17 protein-coding genes are annotated in these 16,789 nt (G+C 26.5%); all 17 read left to right on the forward strand.

Going from position 1 to position 16,789, the window contains the following annotated elements; all coding sequences use genetic code 11:
* Positions 1 to 22 precede the first annotated feature (22 nt).
* The 17 genes from AC11VW_RS13530 to AC11VW_RS13610 all read left to right on the forward strand — a co-directional run bounded on the left by AC11VW_RS13530 (position 23) and on the right by AC11VW_RS13610 (position 16,766).
* Positions 23 to 2,494 (forward strand): sensor histidine kinase, encoded by a 2,472-nt coding sequence (locus AC11VW_RS13530; RefSeq protein WP_484301954.1) that lies wholly within the window; start codon positions 23 to 25, stop codon positions 2,492 to 2,494.
* A 55-nt stretch (positions 2,495 to 2,549) separates the two neighbouring features.
* On the forward strand, positions 2,550 to 3,407 hold the full coding sequence (gene aroE, locus AC11VW_RS13535; protein ID WP_484301955.1) for a shikimate dehydrogenase: 858 nt from the start codon (positions 2,550 to 2,552) through the stop codon (positions 3,405 to 3,407).
* A gap of 61 nt (positions 3,408 to 3,468) precedes the next feature.
* Positions 3,469 to 3,831, forward strand: coding sequence for a hypothetical protein (locus tag AC11VW_RS13540; RefSeq protein ID WP_484301956.1), 363 nt, complete (start codon positions 3,469 to 3,471; stop codon positions 3,829 to 3,831).
* 22 nt (positions 3,832 to 3,853) lie between these two features.
* Positions 3,854 to 4,426, forward strand: a complete 573-nt coding sequence (locus AC11VW_RS13545) for a hypothetical protein (RefSeq protein ID WP_484301957.1) — start codon at positions 3,854 to 3,856, stop codon at positions 4,424 to 4,426.
* A gap of 20 nt (positions 4,427 to 4,446) precedes the next feature.
* Positions 4,447 to 4,869 (forward strand): pilus assembly FimT family protein, encoded by a 423-nt coding sequence (locus tag AC11VW_RS13550; RefSeq protein WP_484301958.1) that lies wholly within the window; start codon positions 4,447 to 4,449, stop codon positions 4,867 to 4,869.
* Positions 4,859 to 5,407, forward strand: a complete 549-nt coding sequence (locus tag AC11VW_RS13555; protein WP_484301959.1) for a hypothetical protein — start codon at positions 4,859 to 4,861, stop codon at positions 5,405 to 5,407. The genes AC11VW_RS13550 and AC11VW_RS13555 overlap by 11 nt, the downstream gene beginning before the upstream one ends.
* The gene (locus AC11VW_RS13560) at positions 5,404 to 5,910 is read left to right on the forward strand and encodes a shikimate kinase (RefSeq protein ID WP_484301960.1); all 507 of its coding nucleotides are present in this window, start codon (positions 5,404 to 5,406) and stop codon (positions 5,908 to 5,910) included. The genes AC11VW_RS13555 and AC11VW_RS13560 overlap by 4 nt, the downstream gene beginning before the upstream one ends.
* A gap of 302 nt (positions 5,911 to 6,212) precedes the next feature.
* Positions 6,213 to 6,770 (forward strand): elongation factor P, encoded by a 558-nt coding sequence (efp, locus tag AC11VW_RS13565; protein ID WP_484301961.1) that lies wholly within the window; start codon positions 6,213 to 6,215, stop codon positions 6,768 to 6,770.
* 86 nt (positions 6,771 to 6,856) lie between these two features.
* Complete coding sequence (locus AC11VW_RS13570; protein WP_484301962.1) at positions 6,857 to 7,291, forward strand: CD1247 N-terminal domain-containing protein; 435 nt, start codon at positions 6,857 to 6,859, stop codon at positions 7,289 to 7,291.
* A gap of 199 nt (positions 7,292 to 7,490) precedes the next feature.
* Positions 7,491 to 8,192, forward strand: a complete 702-nt coding sequence (gene rnc / locus AC11VW_RS13575; RefSeq protein WP_484301963.1) for a ribonuclease III — start codon at positions 7,491 to 7,493, stop codon at positions 8,190 to 8,192.
* A gap of 37 nt (positions 8,193 to 8,229) precedes the next feature.
* Positions 8,230 to 9,300 carry an elongator complex protein 3 gene (locus AC11VW_RS13580; RefSeq protein ID WP_484301964.1) on the forward strand — a complete coding sequence of 357 codons (1,071 nt, stop codon included), beginning with the start codon at positions 8,230 to 8,232 and terminating at the stop codon, positions 9,298 to 9,300.
* A gap of 26 nt (positions 9,301 to 9,326) precedes the next feature.
* Positions 9,327 to 12,881, forward strand: coding sequence for a chromosome segregation protein SMC (gene smc, locus AC11VW_RS13585; RefSeq protein WP_484301965.1), 3,555 nt, complete (start codon positions 9,327 to 9,329; stop codon positions 12,879 to 12,881).
* Positions 12,882 to 12,971: 90 nt separating this feature from the next.
* Complete coding sequence (gene ftsY, locus AC11VW_RS13590) at positions 12,972 to 14,348, forward strand: signal recognition particle-docking protein FtsY (RefSeq protein ID WP_484301966.1); 1,377 nt, start codon at positions 12,972 to 12,974, stop codon at positions 14,346 to 14,348.
* Between the two features lie 148 nt (positions 14,349 to 14,496).
* A complete protein-coding gene (locus tag AC11VW_RS13595; protein ID WP_484301967.1) occupies positions 14,497 to 14,865 on the forward strand; it encodes a putative DNA-binding protein in 369 nt (122 codons plus the stop codon).
* Positions 14,862 to 16,214: a signal recognition particle protein gene (gene ffh, locus AC11VW_RS13600; protein WP_484301968.1), complete on the forward strand. Its 1,353-nt coding sequence runs from the start codon at positions 14,862 to 14,864 to the stop codon at positions 16,212 to 16,214. The genes AC11VW_RS13595 and ffh overlap by 4 nt, the downstream gene beginning before the upstream one ends.
* A 31-nt stretch (positions 16,215 to 16,245) precedes the next feature.
* Complete coding sequence (gene rpsP / locus AC11VW_RS13605) at positions 16,246 to 16,512, forward strand: 30S ribosomal protein S16 (protein WP_484301969.1); 267 nt, start codon at positions 16,246 to 16,248, stop codon at positions 16,510 to 16,512.
* 26 nt (positions 16,513 to 16,538) lie between these two features.
* Complete coding sequence (locus tag AC11VW_RS13610) at positions 16,539 to 16,766, forward strand: KH domain-containing protein (protein ID WP_484301970.1); 228 nt, start codon at positions 16,539 to 16,541, stop codon at positions 16,764 to 16,766.
* The last annotated feature ends 23 nt before the right edge of the window (positions 16,767 to 16,789 follow it).

The raw sequence follows: 16,789 nt of genomic DNA on the forward strand, positions 1-16,789 counted from the left end.
GATTTATAAAGGGAGTAGGGGTATGTATACATATATAAATGCATTCAGTGTATCGATTTTTCTTATGAGTTTATATACACTATACGCAAGTTGGAGTATAAACAAAATAAAAAGAAATGCTATTTTATTAGGAATGTTAGTCACGATTATAAGTTCAAAAATTTTATGTCTACTAATGAATGAAAAGGTTATAAATTTAAATTATACCTATGAAATAATTATAATACTATTAATCATTCAGATAAGTATAAAAGGAAATCAAAGCAAAATCTCTAGAATATTAATTACTATAAATTATATATTAGGGTCTATATCTTTGGCGATGACTATAAGTACTAGTCTTAATGTATATACTACAATAATAACTGGGTATATGCTAATGACCACTTTGTATTTGAATTTTATAATAATGGATGAAAAAAAAATAAATAAGAAGGATATTATAGTAATAAATTTAATATATTTTTACTTATTTATATCATTATTAATAAATAAAAATGAAAGCATTATAACTATAAATAATATTTTAGACGGAATATCTTCTATATATATATTTTTGAAAATATTTAAGGAAAATATTATAGATACAAGTAATAGAAAAGAAAAAATAAAAAATAAATTAAGCATAAGCAATACAACAATAAATATTCATAATGAAAAATTAAAAATCAATAAAAATATAACTAGTACAATAAACGAAAGCTTAGATAAAAAGCAAAGTTTACTACAAATTATAGAAGCAGAGTATAATAGATGTACATTTATTATAGATAGAGAAGGACATATATTAAACGAAGATAATAGTTTTTCTAAAATGTGGAAAAATTATTCGGAATATAAGTATAAAATAAATTTAAATACTTTCTTAGATGATAGTATAAAAAATGCAAATTATTTTTTAGAGAGTATAAATAAAGTAAATCAAGAAGGTATAGAAGTGCATGCAGAATTAAGAGGGAAGAATGATGAATTTTTTGAATGTACTTATGCACCTTTTATAATAAATAATAAAAATATAGGTGTTATCTGCTCAATGGTGGATATTACATATAAAAAAAATAGCGAAATAAAAATCAAAGAAAATAATACCAAATATAGAAAAATAGTAGATAATATACCATACTCTATATTGATAACAGATGAAAATAATATATTGTACAATAATGATAAAAATAATGAAATAGATTTTTATAATGAAGATGTAAAAAATATTATAATAGACACATCTACAAGTGGAGAATTATATTATACCTGTGAAAATGAAAATGAAGTATGCTTAAACATTGATAGAGTAAGTTTTGATGATGGAGAAAGTGAAAAAGATTTAGTAGTTATAAGGGATATAACTAATCATAAAAAAATACTGAAAGATGTAGAGTATAGTAAAGAAAAATATGAATCTTTAGTAAATGTAATACCAGAGGGAATATATATATCTAATTATGAAAATAAACTGATAACCTATTCTAATCAAATATTTTCAGAGTTGATAGGCATGACTACTTTAGAGGAAATTAAATCTAATTATATAGATGAAAATATGGTTGTAACATTAGGGAAAAATAATGATAATGTTAAGTTTACAAGAAAAGTTATAACAAATAAACATGGCCAAGAAATTAATATTGAGTGTGGTGCAATGTTGATAGAGGTAAATAAAAGACTTAAAATAGTTGGTATTATAAGAGATATAACAGAACAAGTAAAGGGAGAAAAAATAGAAAGAGAAATTGAAATAAAGAAAAAAGAAAATAAAATAAAGACAGAGTTTTTTGTGAATATATCGCACGAATTAAAGACACCATTAAATGTTATATCATCATCAAATCAATTGTTAGAAGTAATGAATAAGGATTACATAAAGAAAAATCCAAGTAGTGAAATTTCTAAAGCTGTGAAGATAGTCAATAAACACTCATATATGTTAATGGGATTAATTAATAATATAATGGATTTAGCTAAGTTAGAATCTCAATTTCATGAATCTAAGATGGATTACTATAATATAATTAGTGTTGTAGAAGATGTATGTGAACAATTTAATAAATATATAAAGGTAAATAACATAGAGATTTTATTTGATACAGATGAAGAGGAACGAATAGCTAATGTAGATCCAGATGATATTGAAAAAATAGTTTTAACATTATTATCTGTGGTTATAAAATATTCGTATCCAGATAGCGTTATATCCGTTGATTTAAGTAGTGACAAAAATAAAACTGTGATAACTATTAAAAATCAGGGTGGATATGATTATAATAGATATATAAATGATCAGGGAAGAAGAAGTTTAGATATTGGTGTAACTGTAGCTAAGTCAATGATAGAATTATATAAAGGGAACATCGATATAAAGACAGGATCTAAGAATGATATTGAAATAAATGTAGAAATAGAAATTAATGAAGAAATAGATAATTATAAAAAGAGAGTAAAATTAAATGGAGATGACTTTATCTACACAGAATACTTGAGAATGTGTAATTATTAATAATTTATGGTATAAATTAACAAATAAATGAGAATAAAAACAGATAGGAGTAGATATGAAAATAAATTCAACAACTAAAATAATAGGTCTTTTAGGACATCCAGTTAAACATAGTTTTTCACCAAATATACATAATTATTTGTTTGAAAAATATAGTCAAAATAATATTTATTGCTGTTTCGATGTAGAGGAAGAAAAATTAAAGGAATGTATAGATGGTATAAAAGCATTAGGTATAGACGGTTGTAATGTCACTATACCCCATAAGGTTAATATAATGATGTATCTAGATAATATTGATAACAGCGCAAGATTAATAGGAGCTGTAAATACTATAAAAAATGAAAATGGAATTTTAAGTGGATATAATACTGATGGGTTAGGATTTGTGAAATCCATTTTAAGAAAAGGGTATGACTTAAAGAATAAAAAAATAATGATAATAGGGTCAGGAGGAGCATGTAGAAGTATAGCTGTAGAACTAGCTTCAAGAGATGCTTCATCAATAGAAATTAGAAATAGAAGTATAAATAAAGCTAATGAAATTGTTGATATAATAAAAAATAATTTTAAGACAAGTACTTTATGCTCAACTAAACCTATAGAAGAGGAAGATTTAAATAATATAGATATATTAATAAATACAACACCTATAGGTATGGAAAATGAATTATGTCCTATTAATGAAAAAATTATTCCAAGTAAAAACATGTTAGTATGTGATGTAGTTTATAAACCTCATAACACTGCTTTTATAAAATGGGCTAAAAATAATGGATTAGAGGTTATATATGGAATAGATATGCTTATAAATCAAGCATTAAATGCATTTCATATATGGACAGGAATTAAACCAAGCAAAGATGATGAAGAATACATAAAAGATCTTTATAAGAAAACTATTGAAAAATAAAATTTGTTTCACTTATATCGTCCACGCGGTAGTTTGAAACTACTTAATAGAGGAGAAAAAATTGAAATTAAAAAGAGATGGATTTGCATCTATTGAATGCATAATTAGTATGTCTATAATATGCATGGGTATATATATTATCTCAACTTCTTTATATAATAGTTACGATTTTATAAACTATAATAAAGAACAATTTGAAATGTTAAATATAGCCAAGACAAAAATAGAAGAAACTAAATACAACATTAAAAGCAATAAATTATTAATAGTAGAAAATAGTTATAATGTAGAAGATAAGAGTGGTTATACAATAAATACAATTATAGAAAAAGATAGATATTATTATCAGTGTTATAAAGTAGATGTAAATGTATCAAATAGTAAAAATAATATAAAACTTAAAAGTTATGTATTACAACAATAGAGGGTCTATACTGGTAACCACATTGATAGTATTTTCTATTATAGTAACAATTTCAATGACTTGTATAGGATTACATTATAGCAATTCTAATATTTTTAACTTAGAATATAAAGAAGCTAATATAAAGGAAGCTGGTTATGGTACTATTGATATAGTACATAGCAATATACTAAAAGAAGTTGAATTTATATTACAAAATACCTCTAATAAAGATGAATTTAACAATTATTTCTTAGGAAATAACTTTTTAAGTAACATAAAGGATATATCAAAAAGTGAACTGAATGGAACTTTAGTGAGTATACCGAAAAAAATAGAAGTGGACAATATAAATGGGTTTTTAAAATTTGACATTGTAAGTATGGTCAAAGATGATGTTTATATCAAAAAATTTCAAGCTAGTGTGAAAATAAAAAATCCTTTTTTTACTCAAATAGTCAGTGAGAAAAATGAAGGTGTAAAAGAAGATGATAAAGAAGAAAAAAGTACAAATTTAGATATATTAGATAAGAATCTACTATATGAATCCAAAAAGGAATCAAGAGAATTTAATATAAATGAAACAGTTATAGTATATAACTACAAGGAGATATAAAATATGAAAAGAGAAGGAATGTGACATTAGTAGAATTAGTCATAACAATAAGTATAATGCTATTAATATCAACACTGTGCTTTTCAAAAGATGATGTAAATAAACATCAAATAGATTCATTTACAAAACAACTCTGTTCAGATATAAGATATGTAAGAAAATGCAATATGTTAGGAGATTTAAGTACATATATATATTATAAAAAAGACAAAGAAAGTAGTAGCTACGTGATAAGATCTAGTGGAAATGATATTAAAGAAATTAAGTTGCCCAATGATATAACTTTAAAATATGGACAAAGTAAAATAGTATTTAGAAATGATGGATCACCAGATCCTAAAGGACAAACTATAAAAGTATATAACGATAAAATAAAAAAAGAAATAACAATAGTTCCTGTAAGTGGAAGAGTGCTTTTGAAAGAAGGTGAATATGAAACATAGAAATGGATATTTACTTTTAGAAAGTGTGGTTTCACTATCAGTTATATTAATACTAATATCCATATTATACTATTCATTGTTTTTTAGTTATAATATTAAATCTAAACTTGAAGATAAAGTAGAACTACAGCAACAAGCTAATGAAATGGAGAAGTACGTAGAAGACGTAATAGGTAATTCTAAAGGGGTAATGAGTGTAAATACAATATATCCGAACTATGAAAGTGAAGATGTTTTAATAAATATAACATCTATAAAATGTAAATATAAAGATGGAATGAATGATAAAGATGTAAAAAATAAAGAAATTAGTTTGAAAAAAAATTCAAATAAGCTTTTTATAAATACTCTTAATAGTATGGGAAATAGTGAGCAGGGAGGATATGAAATAGGAGATTATATAGATAATATGTATATATCTATATATGAACAAGGCAAATTTATAAAAATAAAATTAGAATTATCAAAGCACGATGAAAAGTTTCAAACAGAATTTAAAGTAAATGTAAGGAATTTTGAGGGAGAAAATGATATATGAAGACAATATTAATTGGGTTTATGGGTACAGGAAAAACGTCAGTTGGCAAATTATTATCAAGTAAACTTAATACAAAGTTTATAGATATGGATAATGAAATAGAAAAAAGAGAGCAAAAGACTATATTTAATATATTCAAAGACTGTGGAGAAGATTATTTCAGGCAGTTAGAAAGTAATCTACTAAAAGAACTACTAAAAGAAGACAATATAGTAATTTCAACAGGAGGTGGAATAATAACAAAACAAGAAAACATAGAACTACTGAAAGGAGAAGAAAGAGTCATTTTTCTAGATGCAAGCGCAGAGAAGATACAAAGAAATGTATCTAAAGAAATAGGTACACGCCCTTTGCTAAAAGAAAGTAAAAATATATATGAAACAATAAATAATCTTTTAGAAAAAAGATTAGATCAATATAATAATATATATGACATAAAAATAAATATAAATGATAAAAATATAAATGAAGTAGTTAGTGAAATACTTGTTCACACTACATAATATATGATATTATTATAATAGTAAAAATTTGTAATTAAATAGTAGAGAGTAAATAATACTTTATATTAAGTCAAATTACATAAATTAATTATATTAATATAACTTGACAAGATTACAATAGGATATATAATTGAAAAAGGTATGGTGATAACATATACATATTAGTAAAATATAAATTTTACGGAAGTATTTGACTCAGATTAAAATTGAAGTTTTAATTATAAGATATAATATGAATGATTTAATCGTGAGTATTGCCAAAGAATAATAACATAAAATTATTTTTATATGGAGGGACAAAAATGGTATCAGCAAGTGATTTTAGAAAAGGCGTAACATTTGAAAAAGATGGACACCCATGTTTAATAGTTGATTTTCAACACGTTAAGCCAGGGAAAGGTGCAGCGTTCGTAAGAACTAAGTACAGAAACTTAAAAAGTGGAGCAATAAGAGAAGAAGCTTTTAATCCAAGTGATAAATTCCCTAAAGCTCACATAGATACAAGACAAATGCAATATTTATACAGTGATGGAGAATTATACTACTTTATGGATGAAGAAACATTTGATCAAGTGCCTTTAAACTATGTTCAAGTTGAAGAAGCTATAAAGTTCTTAAAAGAAAATGAAGTTGCTACAATAAGATTCTACCAGGGGAAAGCTTTCCAAGTTGAAGCTCCAAACTTTGCAGAATTAGAAGTTGTAGAAACAGAGCCAGGAATAAAAGGTGATACAGCAAATAATGTAACTAAAGCAGCTACAGTTGAAACTGGAGCAATTGTTCAAGTTCCTTTATTCATAAATCAAGGCGATAAAATAAAGATAGACACTAGAACTGGAGATTATTTATCAAGAGTTTAAGAATTTATGTATAAAAAGCTTGTATATCTTAATAATAAAGATGTATGGGCTTTTAATTTATATACAAAAGAAAGAGAGGGGTATCTATGAAATACTTATATGAAGAGGTTGCATACCTAAAAGGATTAGCTGAAGGATTAGAGATAAGCACTGAAACCAAAGAAGGAAAAATAATCCACAAGATAGTAGATGTCTTAGAAAGTTTTGCAGATGCGATAGTAGAGTTAGATGAAGAACAAGCTGATTTAGTAGAATATGTAGAATCTATTGATGAAGATTTATCAGATGTAGAAGACGATCTATATGAAGATGAAGATGAAGATGATGAGGAAGATGAAGAACTTACCTTCATAGAAATGGAATGTCCCAATTGTGCAGATTTAGTTGAAGTAGACGAAGAGTTACTATATGATGATGAAGTTGATGTAGTTTGCCCAAATTGCCAAGCAATTATATTATCAGCGGATGACGATGATGATAGTATGTGTATAGATTGTTGTGATGATTTAGATGAAAATTAAATAAATAATAGAGGCCTATGAGATATAAATCTCATAGGCTTTTCTATAACTAAATTTTAAGTCATAGCATAAGCGACATTACTATAACGTATTTTTAAGCCACATCGAGGAGGACATGAATAAAACTAATTTTATTTTGCAATACTTCTAGAAAAATAGTACACTATAATCTAGAGATAATTAACTCGGAGGTAGTAGTATGAAAATAAATAAAACAATATCAGATATAATAGATGAATTTGAAAATATAATAGATTATAAATTTGAAAATAGAGAATATATATTAGAAGCGCTTACTCATAGTTCATATTCTAACGAAAATAAAGAATATGATTTTAATGAGAGATTTGAATTTTTAGGTGACTCGGTCTTAAGTATAGTAGTGAGTGAATACCTATTTAAAAAAGAAACTAATCTTCCAGAAGGGGAGTTAACTAAATTAAGAGCAAATATAGTATGCGAAGAGTCATTAAGTGATGCAGCTATTGAAATAAGCCTTGGTGAACATATGCTATTAGGTAAAGGAGAGGAAGCAACTGGAGGAAGACAAAGGATATCAATTCTTGCAGATGCATTTGAAGCAGTTATAGCAGCTATATACCTAGATGGCGGTTTAGAAAGTGCTAGAAAATTCATACTAAGCTATATGGAAAATATAATATGTGACTCTAGAAAAGGAAAAATATTTAGAGATTACAAAACACATCTTCAAGAAGTGTTACAAGGAAAAGGCGAAAGCAATATATGGTACAGATTAGTGCAAGAAAAAGGTCCAGATCATAATAAAAGATTTGTTATGCAAGTTGGTATAAATGAAGAAGTATTAGGAGTAGGAGAAGGTAAAAGTAAAAAGGAAGCAGAACAAGTAGCTGCAAGAATAGCATTAAAAGATATAGTATAAATAACATTAATAAATATTATCAAAAGGATGATGTTAAATGAAAAAAAGAATAATTCCAATATTTGTACCACATAGAGGATGTCCTCATGATTGTATATTTTGTAATCAAAAAAAAATCACAGGTGTAAGTACAGATATGACAAGTGATGATGTAAGAAATATTGTTGATGAATATTTGACGACAATAGATAAAGATGCTGTTGTTGAGATTGCATTTTTTGGTGGTAGTTTTACAGCAATAGATGTAGATATACAAAAAAGTTTATTATCTATTGCAAAAGAATATGTAGATAAGGGTGTTGTACATGATATTAGAATGTCAACAAGACCTGACTGTATAAACCAAGAGATACTTTCTATGTTAAAAGAATATAAAGTTAGCATAATTGAACTAGGAGTACAATCTCTTGATGAAGATGTTTTACGAGATAGTATAAGAGGACATCAAGCAAATGAAGTATTTGTGAGCTCTAAACTAATAAAAGAAAATAAAATACAGTTAGGACTTCAAATGATGGTTGGATTACCATCAGATACAGAGGAAAAATGTATAAATACAGCTAGAAAATTTATAGAACTAAATCCTGACTGTGTAAGAATATATCCTACATTAGTAGTTAAAGAAACTGGTTTAGAAGATTTACTAAGTAGAAAAGAATATAATCCATTTTCACTACAAGAAAGTATAGAAATAGTAAAGAAACTTTTAGCTTTATTTTATGTTAATAATATAAATGTAATAAGAGTAGGGCTACAAGCTACTGAAGATATACAATTAGGAAAAGCAGTAGTTGATGGTCCATATCATCCAGCATTTAGAGAATTAGTTGAAGGTGAGATGATAAAGGATTATTTAAAACATATTGTTATAGAAAATAAAGTTACAAGTAATATATTAATAAAAACAAATAAAAAAAATGTATCTAAAATAATAGGAAACAAAAAGTGTAATAGTGTTTATATGAAAAATGAGTTAAGTGTAAATTTAAAAACACAAGAAGAACATATTGATATAGATAAATTAGAAATTGTATTAGATAATGACAAAATAGTTAAGACTGATTTTAAGGAAATCTATGCAACTTTATATAACATTTACAACCTTTAGTTTTAGCATTGAAGGGAGAGATAGAATTGTATTTAAAAAGATTAGAATTAAAAGGATTTAAATCCTTTCCTACAAAGACGGATATCGTATTTAAGGAAGGGATAACGGCTATAGTAGGTCCTAATGGTAGTGGTAAGAGTAATATATCAGATGCTGTTAGATGGGTTTTAGGGGAGCAAAGTATAAAAAGTCTTAGAGGAGACAAACTCGAAGATGTAATATTTGCAGGAACTGACACTAAAAAACCAATGAATTATTGCGAAGTCGCTCTTACAATAGATAATTCAGATAATAAATTAGAGTTAGACTTTAATGAAGTCACTATAAAAAGAAGAGCCTATAGAAATGGAGAAAGTGCATTTTTCTTAAATAATAAAGGTTGTAGACTTAAAGATATAAAAGAAATACTATTAGATACAGGTATTGGTAAAGATGGATATTCAATTATAGAGCAAGGTAAAGTTGATGAAATACTTAGTAATAACCCTGTAAATAGGAGAAAGGTATTTGATGAAGCTTGTGGGATATCTAAATTTAGATATAAGAAGCAAGAAGCTGAAAGAAATCTAAAAAATACAAAGGAAAACTTAGAGAGAATAAATGATATTTATGTGGAAATTGAAAACCAATTAAAGCCACTTTTTAATCAGCAAGAAAAAGCTAACAAATATATAGAAATTAGTGACAAGTTAAAAACTATGGAAGTAAATAGCTATATAAGAGAAATAGAAGAATTAGAAAGAGAATTAGATGAAGTAAATAAGCATAGTCAATTATTAGAGAATCAATCTAATGAAATAGAAAAACAAAAATTACTCATAGAAAAAAGCTTTAATGATACGAATAAAGAAATAGAAGACATGGATGAAAGTATTAATAAAGCTCAAGATTACATAAATAGCATTAAATCAGTAATATCTCAAAAAGAGTCTCAAGTAAATATTATCAATGAAAGAATAAAAAATCATAAAAATGAGATAGAAAGAAATTATAAAGAATTAAGTGAAATAAAAGAAAAATTAAGTAATAACAATGAAATCATAAATGATTTAGAAGTTAAAAAAGTCGAAAATAAAGATAAATTAAATAGTTTAGAAGAAAAGATAAGTTCATTAGATGAATTAAATAGCGATAAAAAAGATAAAATTGAGGATATAAATAACAATGTAGAAAATTTAAAGGATGATATAATAAGTCTTTTAAATAAAAAGCAAGAAGCTAGTAGTAAATTATCTACTCTTACTGCCAATACGGAAAATATAAATTCTAGAACAGAAAATATAGATTTGGATATAAAAGAAATAAATAATGAACTAGGTAGGAAAAATATAGATTTAAATGAAGCTAAGTCTAAATTTGAAGCTAAAAAAGAAGAATTAGTTAAGTTGAAGATTAAAGAAATCGAAATAAATAAAAATTTAAATGATTTAATTATGATAAATAATGAATTAGAGAAAAAGGTTCAAGATAATAAATATAGTTTAAACGACTATAACTCTAAGATTAGTATTTACATTGAAATGGAAAATCATAATGAAGGCTTCAATAAAGGCGTAAAAGAAGTTCTTAAGAATAAAAACTTACAAGGTATACATGGAGCATTAGGACAGGTTGTAGGTGTGAATGCTAAGTATGAAAAGGCAATAGAATCAGCACTTGGTGCATACATGCAAAATATAATTACGAGTGATGAAAGTAGTGCTAAATTTGCTATAGATTATTTAAAGAAAAATAATTTAGGAAGAGTAACCTTCTTGCCTTTAAATATTATCAAATCTAATAAAATAGATGTAAGAAACATTAGGTCTAATACTAAATTTATAGGTGTGGCGAGTGATTTAATATCTTATGATGAAAAGTATAGAAATATAATTGAAAATATACTTGGAAGAACTATAGTAATTGATAATATAGATGATGGTATTAAATTTGCAAAGGAAACAAATCATAAATATAAAGTTGTTACATTAGATGGAGAGATATTAAATCCGGGAGGTTCTTTAACAGGGGGAAGTTTTAGAACTAATGGGAATATACTATCTAGAAAAAGACTTATAAGTGAATACTCTGAAAAAATTCAAGAGATTAAAAAAGAAATTACATTATTAATAAATAAAAAAGAAGAATGTAACCAAAATATGAGTGTAACACGAAATAGTATAAATCAGTTAAATCAAGATATAAAAGAACTTGATAAAACTGTAATAATTGAAAGCTCTCATATAAATAGAGTAGAAGCAGAGATGCAATCTTTACAAATTAATATTGATAAATTAGATAATGAAAAACAAGGTTTAGATTATAACTTGAAATATACACTAGAAAAAACAAATATAGTTAAAAAAGATATACTAGAGCTTGATAATAAGCATAAGCAAAATAAAGAAAAAATAGAAAAATTAAGCATAGAGTATAAAGAATCAAATGGTATTTATGAAAGTGATAAGCTAAAATATGACGAATTAAACCTAGAATTAGTAAAATATAACCAAATATATGAAAATATATTAACTGATTTAAAAAGAATTAATAAAGAAAATATAGAATTAAAAGAAAAATCAAATTATATAGAAGAAGCTTTGAAAAATCAAGAAGTAGAAACTTCTAAACTAGAGGAAGAAATAATTATAGAAGAAACAGAAAAAATAAATTTAAATAAACAATTAGGAGATAATGGTAAAAACCTAGAAAATAAAAAAATTTCTAAAGAAGATTTAAAGCAAAAATTAGAAGGCTTAAATAGAGAATTAAAAACTACAGATAGACAATACCTACATTTAAAAGAGAGTTTATTTAAAATTCAAGGAAAATTGGAAAGATTTAAATCTACTCAAGAAACTTATACTAACAAACTGTTTGAAAAGTATGAAATCACAGTAGAACAAGCTATAGAAATTAAAGATGATACTATAGACATAGATAAGAAGTTGTTAGAAGGTTTAAAAAGAGAAATAGTAAGTCTTGGTAACATAAATATGGACTCTATAAAAGAATATGAAGAAGTAAAAGAAAGGTATGATTTTTATAGTGAACAAAAGCAAGATTTAGAGGAATCAATAGAAGCTATAGAAAAACTTATATCAGATTTAGAGGAAAATATGAAATCTGAATTTATAGTTAAATTTAATGAAATAAATGAAAATTTTAAATATGTATATAAGAGACTATTTGGTGGTGGTTACGGAGAACTTACTATTTTAGATAAGCAAAATATACTAGAAAGTGATATTGAAATAACAGCTCAACCACCAGGTAAAAAAATGAAGAACTTAAATCTATTATCAGGAGGAGAAAAAGCTCTTACAGCAATAAGTATACTTTTCTCGATACTATTAGCGAAGCCAACACCATTTTGTATATTAGATGAGATAGAAGCTCCATTAGATGATGCAAATATATTTAGGTTTGGAGAATTCTTAAAAGAATTATCTAAAGATACTCAATTTATATCTGTAACCCATAGAAGAGGTACTATGGAAGCATCAGATTATATATATGGTGTAACTATGCAAGAAAAAGCAATATCTAAAGTTTTAAGCTTAAAATTAGATGAAGCACAAGATATAGCAGACATAATTTAAATTTATTAGCAAGTAGAAAAAATTCTACTTGCTAATAAATTACATATACAATAAAAAATAAATGTCGCATTAAACTTAGGAGGCAAATAAGTGTTTAAAAAATTATTTAAATTTGGTAAGAAAAAAGAAGAAAATAAAGAAATTGAAGAAGAAGTAAAATTAAATGAAGTTGAAAGTAATGAAGAAGATACTCAGAATAAAGAAAACCTTACAGTAGATGAAGTTTCTGAAGTTGAAGATCAAAAGGAAAATATATCTTCTGACAATGAACAAATAGAAGAAATGGTAGAAGAACAAAAAGAAGAAGTTATAGAAGAAAACATCAAGGAAATAGTAGAAGAAGATTTAGTTGAATTAGATAAGAAACAAGAGGAAGCTGAAATAGAAGAATTGGTTAATGAAGATATTATTGAAAAACAAGAAAATATAGAAAAACTTGATAATAGCGAAGAAGAAATAATTGAAGTAAAAGGGAATGAAGAAATTACAGAAAATGAAGAAGCAATAGATAATCAAGAAGTGGTAGAAAAACCAATAGAAGAAGCTGGAAAGAAAGCTAGTCTATTTGACAGATTAAAGCAAGGATTAACAAAAGCTAAACAAGGAATAACAGATAGAATAGATGATGTATTAAAATCATATACAAAAGTAGATGAAGAATTATTAGAAGAATTAGAAGAAATACTAATAACTGCAGATGTTGGTGTAAATACCACTATGAATATAGTAGAGCAACTTAGAAATAAGATAAAACAAAAGGGTATTACAAATCCAATGGATGTAAGAGTGGAACTTAAAGCAATAGTAGAAGAAATATTAACCAATGAAAACTCAACACTAGATGTTACACATTCTCCAACTATAATACTTATGATAGGTGTAAATGGAGTAGGAAAAACTACTACAATAGGTAAGTTAGCTAATAGATATAGACAAGAAGGAAAGAAAGTATTAATCGCAGCAGGAGATACATTTAGAGCTGCAGCTATAGAACAATTAGAAGTATGGGCACAAAGAAGTAATGTTGATATAATAAAGCACCAAGAAGGAGCAGATCCTGGAGCAGTAATATTTGATGCTGTTAAAGCTGCTAAGGCTAGAAATGTAGATTTATTAATTTGTGATACTGCAGGTAGATTACATAATAAAGCTAATCTTATGAATGAACTTGGAAAAGTATTTAAAATAGTAGATAGAGAATTCCCTGAAGCAAAAAGAGAAGTATTATTAGTAGTGGATGCAACAACTGGTCAAAATGCAGTAGTTCAAGCTAAAACATTTAAGGAAGTAGCAGATATAACTGGTATAGTTTTAACTAAACTTGATGGTACTGCCAAAGGTGGAGTTGTAATTGCGGTTAAGAGTGAAGTTGATGTTCCTGTTAAGCTTATAGGAGTAGGAGAAAAAGTAGAAGATTTACAAGATTTTGATGCAAAAGCATTTTCTGATGCTTTATTTGGGAAGTAATTAGCATTTGAAAATAAAATGTTAACAACATACTATAAACGAGTTAGAAACTAATTGAATTAATTTATTGACAAGATGATCTATATGATATAAAATACAATGTGTAAAGTAAATAACCTTTACAGTATGTCACTGGGAAGTGTAGCAAATGAATATAGAAAAAATGGTTGAGATTGGATTATTATTTGAACAATACAAAGAATTATTAACTGAAAAGCAAAAAGAAATAGTTTCATTATATTATGAAGAAGATTATTCTTTAGGTGAAATCAGCGAAAATTTGAATGTATCTAGACAAGGTGTTTATGATACATTAAAACGTTCAGAGAAAATACTTAAAGATTATGACAATAAATTGAATTTATTATACAGATTTCAAGAACAAGAAAAATTCGTCAAAAATATAGTAGATAAAATTGTTGACATTAAACAAAATTTATTGCAAAATAGAGATTGTGCTAATTTAATCCCTAAGCTAGAAAATATAGAAGATATATGTAGGGAGATGTTAAAATGATATTTGAAGGATTATCTGATAAACTACAAGGAGCACTTAGTAAGTTAAAGTCTAAAGGCAAACTTACTGAAAAAGATGTAAAAGATGCTATGAGAGAAGTTAAACTTGCTCTTTTAGAAGCAGACGTTAACTTTAAAGTAGTTAAAGATTTTATAAAAAAAGTTCAAGAAAGATGTGTTGGACAAGAAGTTATGGAAAGTTTAACTCCTGGGCAATACGTCATTAAAATAGTAAATGAAGAACTTACAAGCTTAATGGGTGATGTATCTAGTAAAGTCATGATATCTTCTAAGCCACCAACAGTAATAATGATGGTCGGACTTCAAGGGGCAGGAAAGACTACAACATCTGGTAAACTTGGAGGATACTTTAAAAAACAAGGAAAAAGACCTTTACTTGTTGCCTGTGACGTTTATAGACCAGCGGCTATAAAGCAGTTACAAGTAGTTGGAGAAAAGTTAGATATACCAGTATTCAACATGGGTGATAAAGAAAGTCCAGTTAATATAGCAAAAGCAGGATTAAGTCATGCATTAAAAAATAATAATGACTTAGTTATTATAGATACAGCAGGTAGACTTCATATAGATGAAAATTTAATGGGTGAATTAAAATCAATCAAAAGTGAAGTTAGACCTCATGAAATACTTTTAGTTGTAGATTCTATGACAGGTCAAGATGCAGTTAATGTAGCAGAAAGCTTCAATGAAGCTCTTGGTGTAGATGGAGTAGTATTAACTAAGCTAGATGGAGATACTAGAGGTGGGGCAGCACTTTCAATAAGAGCTGTAACACAAAAGCCTATAAAGTTTATAGGTATGGGGGAAAAATTAGATGATTTAGAACCTTTCCACCCAGACAGAATGGCATCTAGAATATTAGGCATGGGAGATATCCTAAGCTTAATAGAAAAAGCACAAGAAAGTATGGATTTGGATAAAGCTAGGGAGTTGGAACAAAAAATTAAGAAACAAGATCTTGATTTTGAAGACTTCTTACAACAAATGGAACAAATTCAAAATATGGGTCCTCTTGATAAAATACTAGGAATGATGCCAGGTATGGGGAATATAAAAGACCAACTTGGTGATGTAGATTTAAATGGTAAAGAAATGAAAAGAACTAAAGCCATTGTACAATCTATGACAGTAGAAGAAAGAAGAAACCCAGGCATATTAAATGCTTCTAGAAAGAAAAGAATAGCTAGAGGTAGTGGAACTAGTGTCCAAGACGTAAACAGGCTGATAAAACAATTCAACGAGATGAAGAAAATGATGAAGATGTTTACAGGCTCACAAAAAAGTATGAAGAAAAGGGGCGGTTTTGCCGGACTTCCTTTCTTTAAATAAATAATAGACAAAATTTTCGGAGGTGACTGTAATGGCAGTTAAAATAAGATTAAAAAGAATGGGATCAAACAAAAAACCTTTCTACAGAATAGTAGTAGCGGATTCAAGATCTCCAAGAGATGGAAAGTTCATAGAAGAAATAGGATTCTACAATCCAATTTCTCAACCAAAGCAAGTTAAAATAAACGATGAGAAAGCTGTAAAGTGGTTATCAAACGGTGCTCAACCAACTGATACTGTAAAATCTTTATTAGTTAATAACGGAGTTATGGAAAAATTCGAAGCTTCTAAAAAATAATTTTTTTAAAAGTAGGAGATGAGTATATGAAAGAGCTAGTGTTAGATATAGCTAAAGCTCTAGTTGATGATCCTGAAGCTGTAATAGTTGAAGAAACAAAGGAAAAAGATGAAATAATCTTAAAACTTAAAGTTTCTCAAGATGACATGGGGAAGGTTATCGGTAAGCAGGGCAGAATAGCTAAAGCTATAAGAACTGTCGTAAAATCTGCTGCAAATAGAGAAAATGTTAAAGTTTCTCTTGAGATAGTATAGAAGGATTAGGTATATACCTAATC

The organism is Romboutsia sp. (assembly GCF_056995035.1).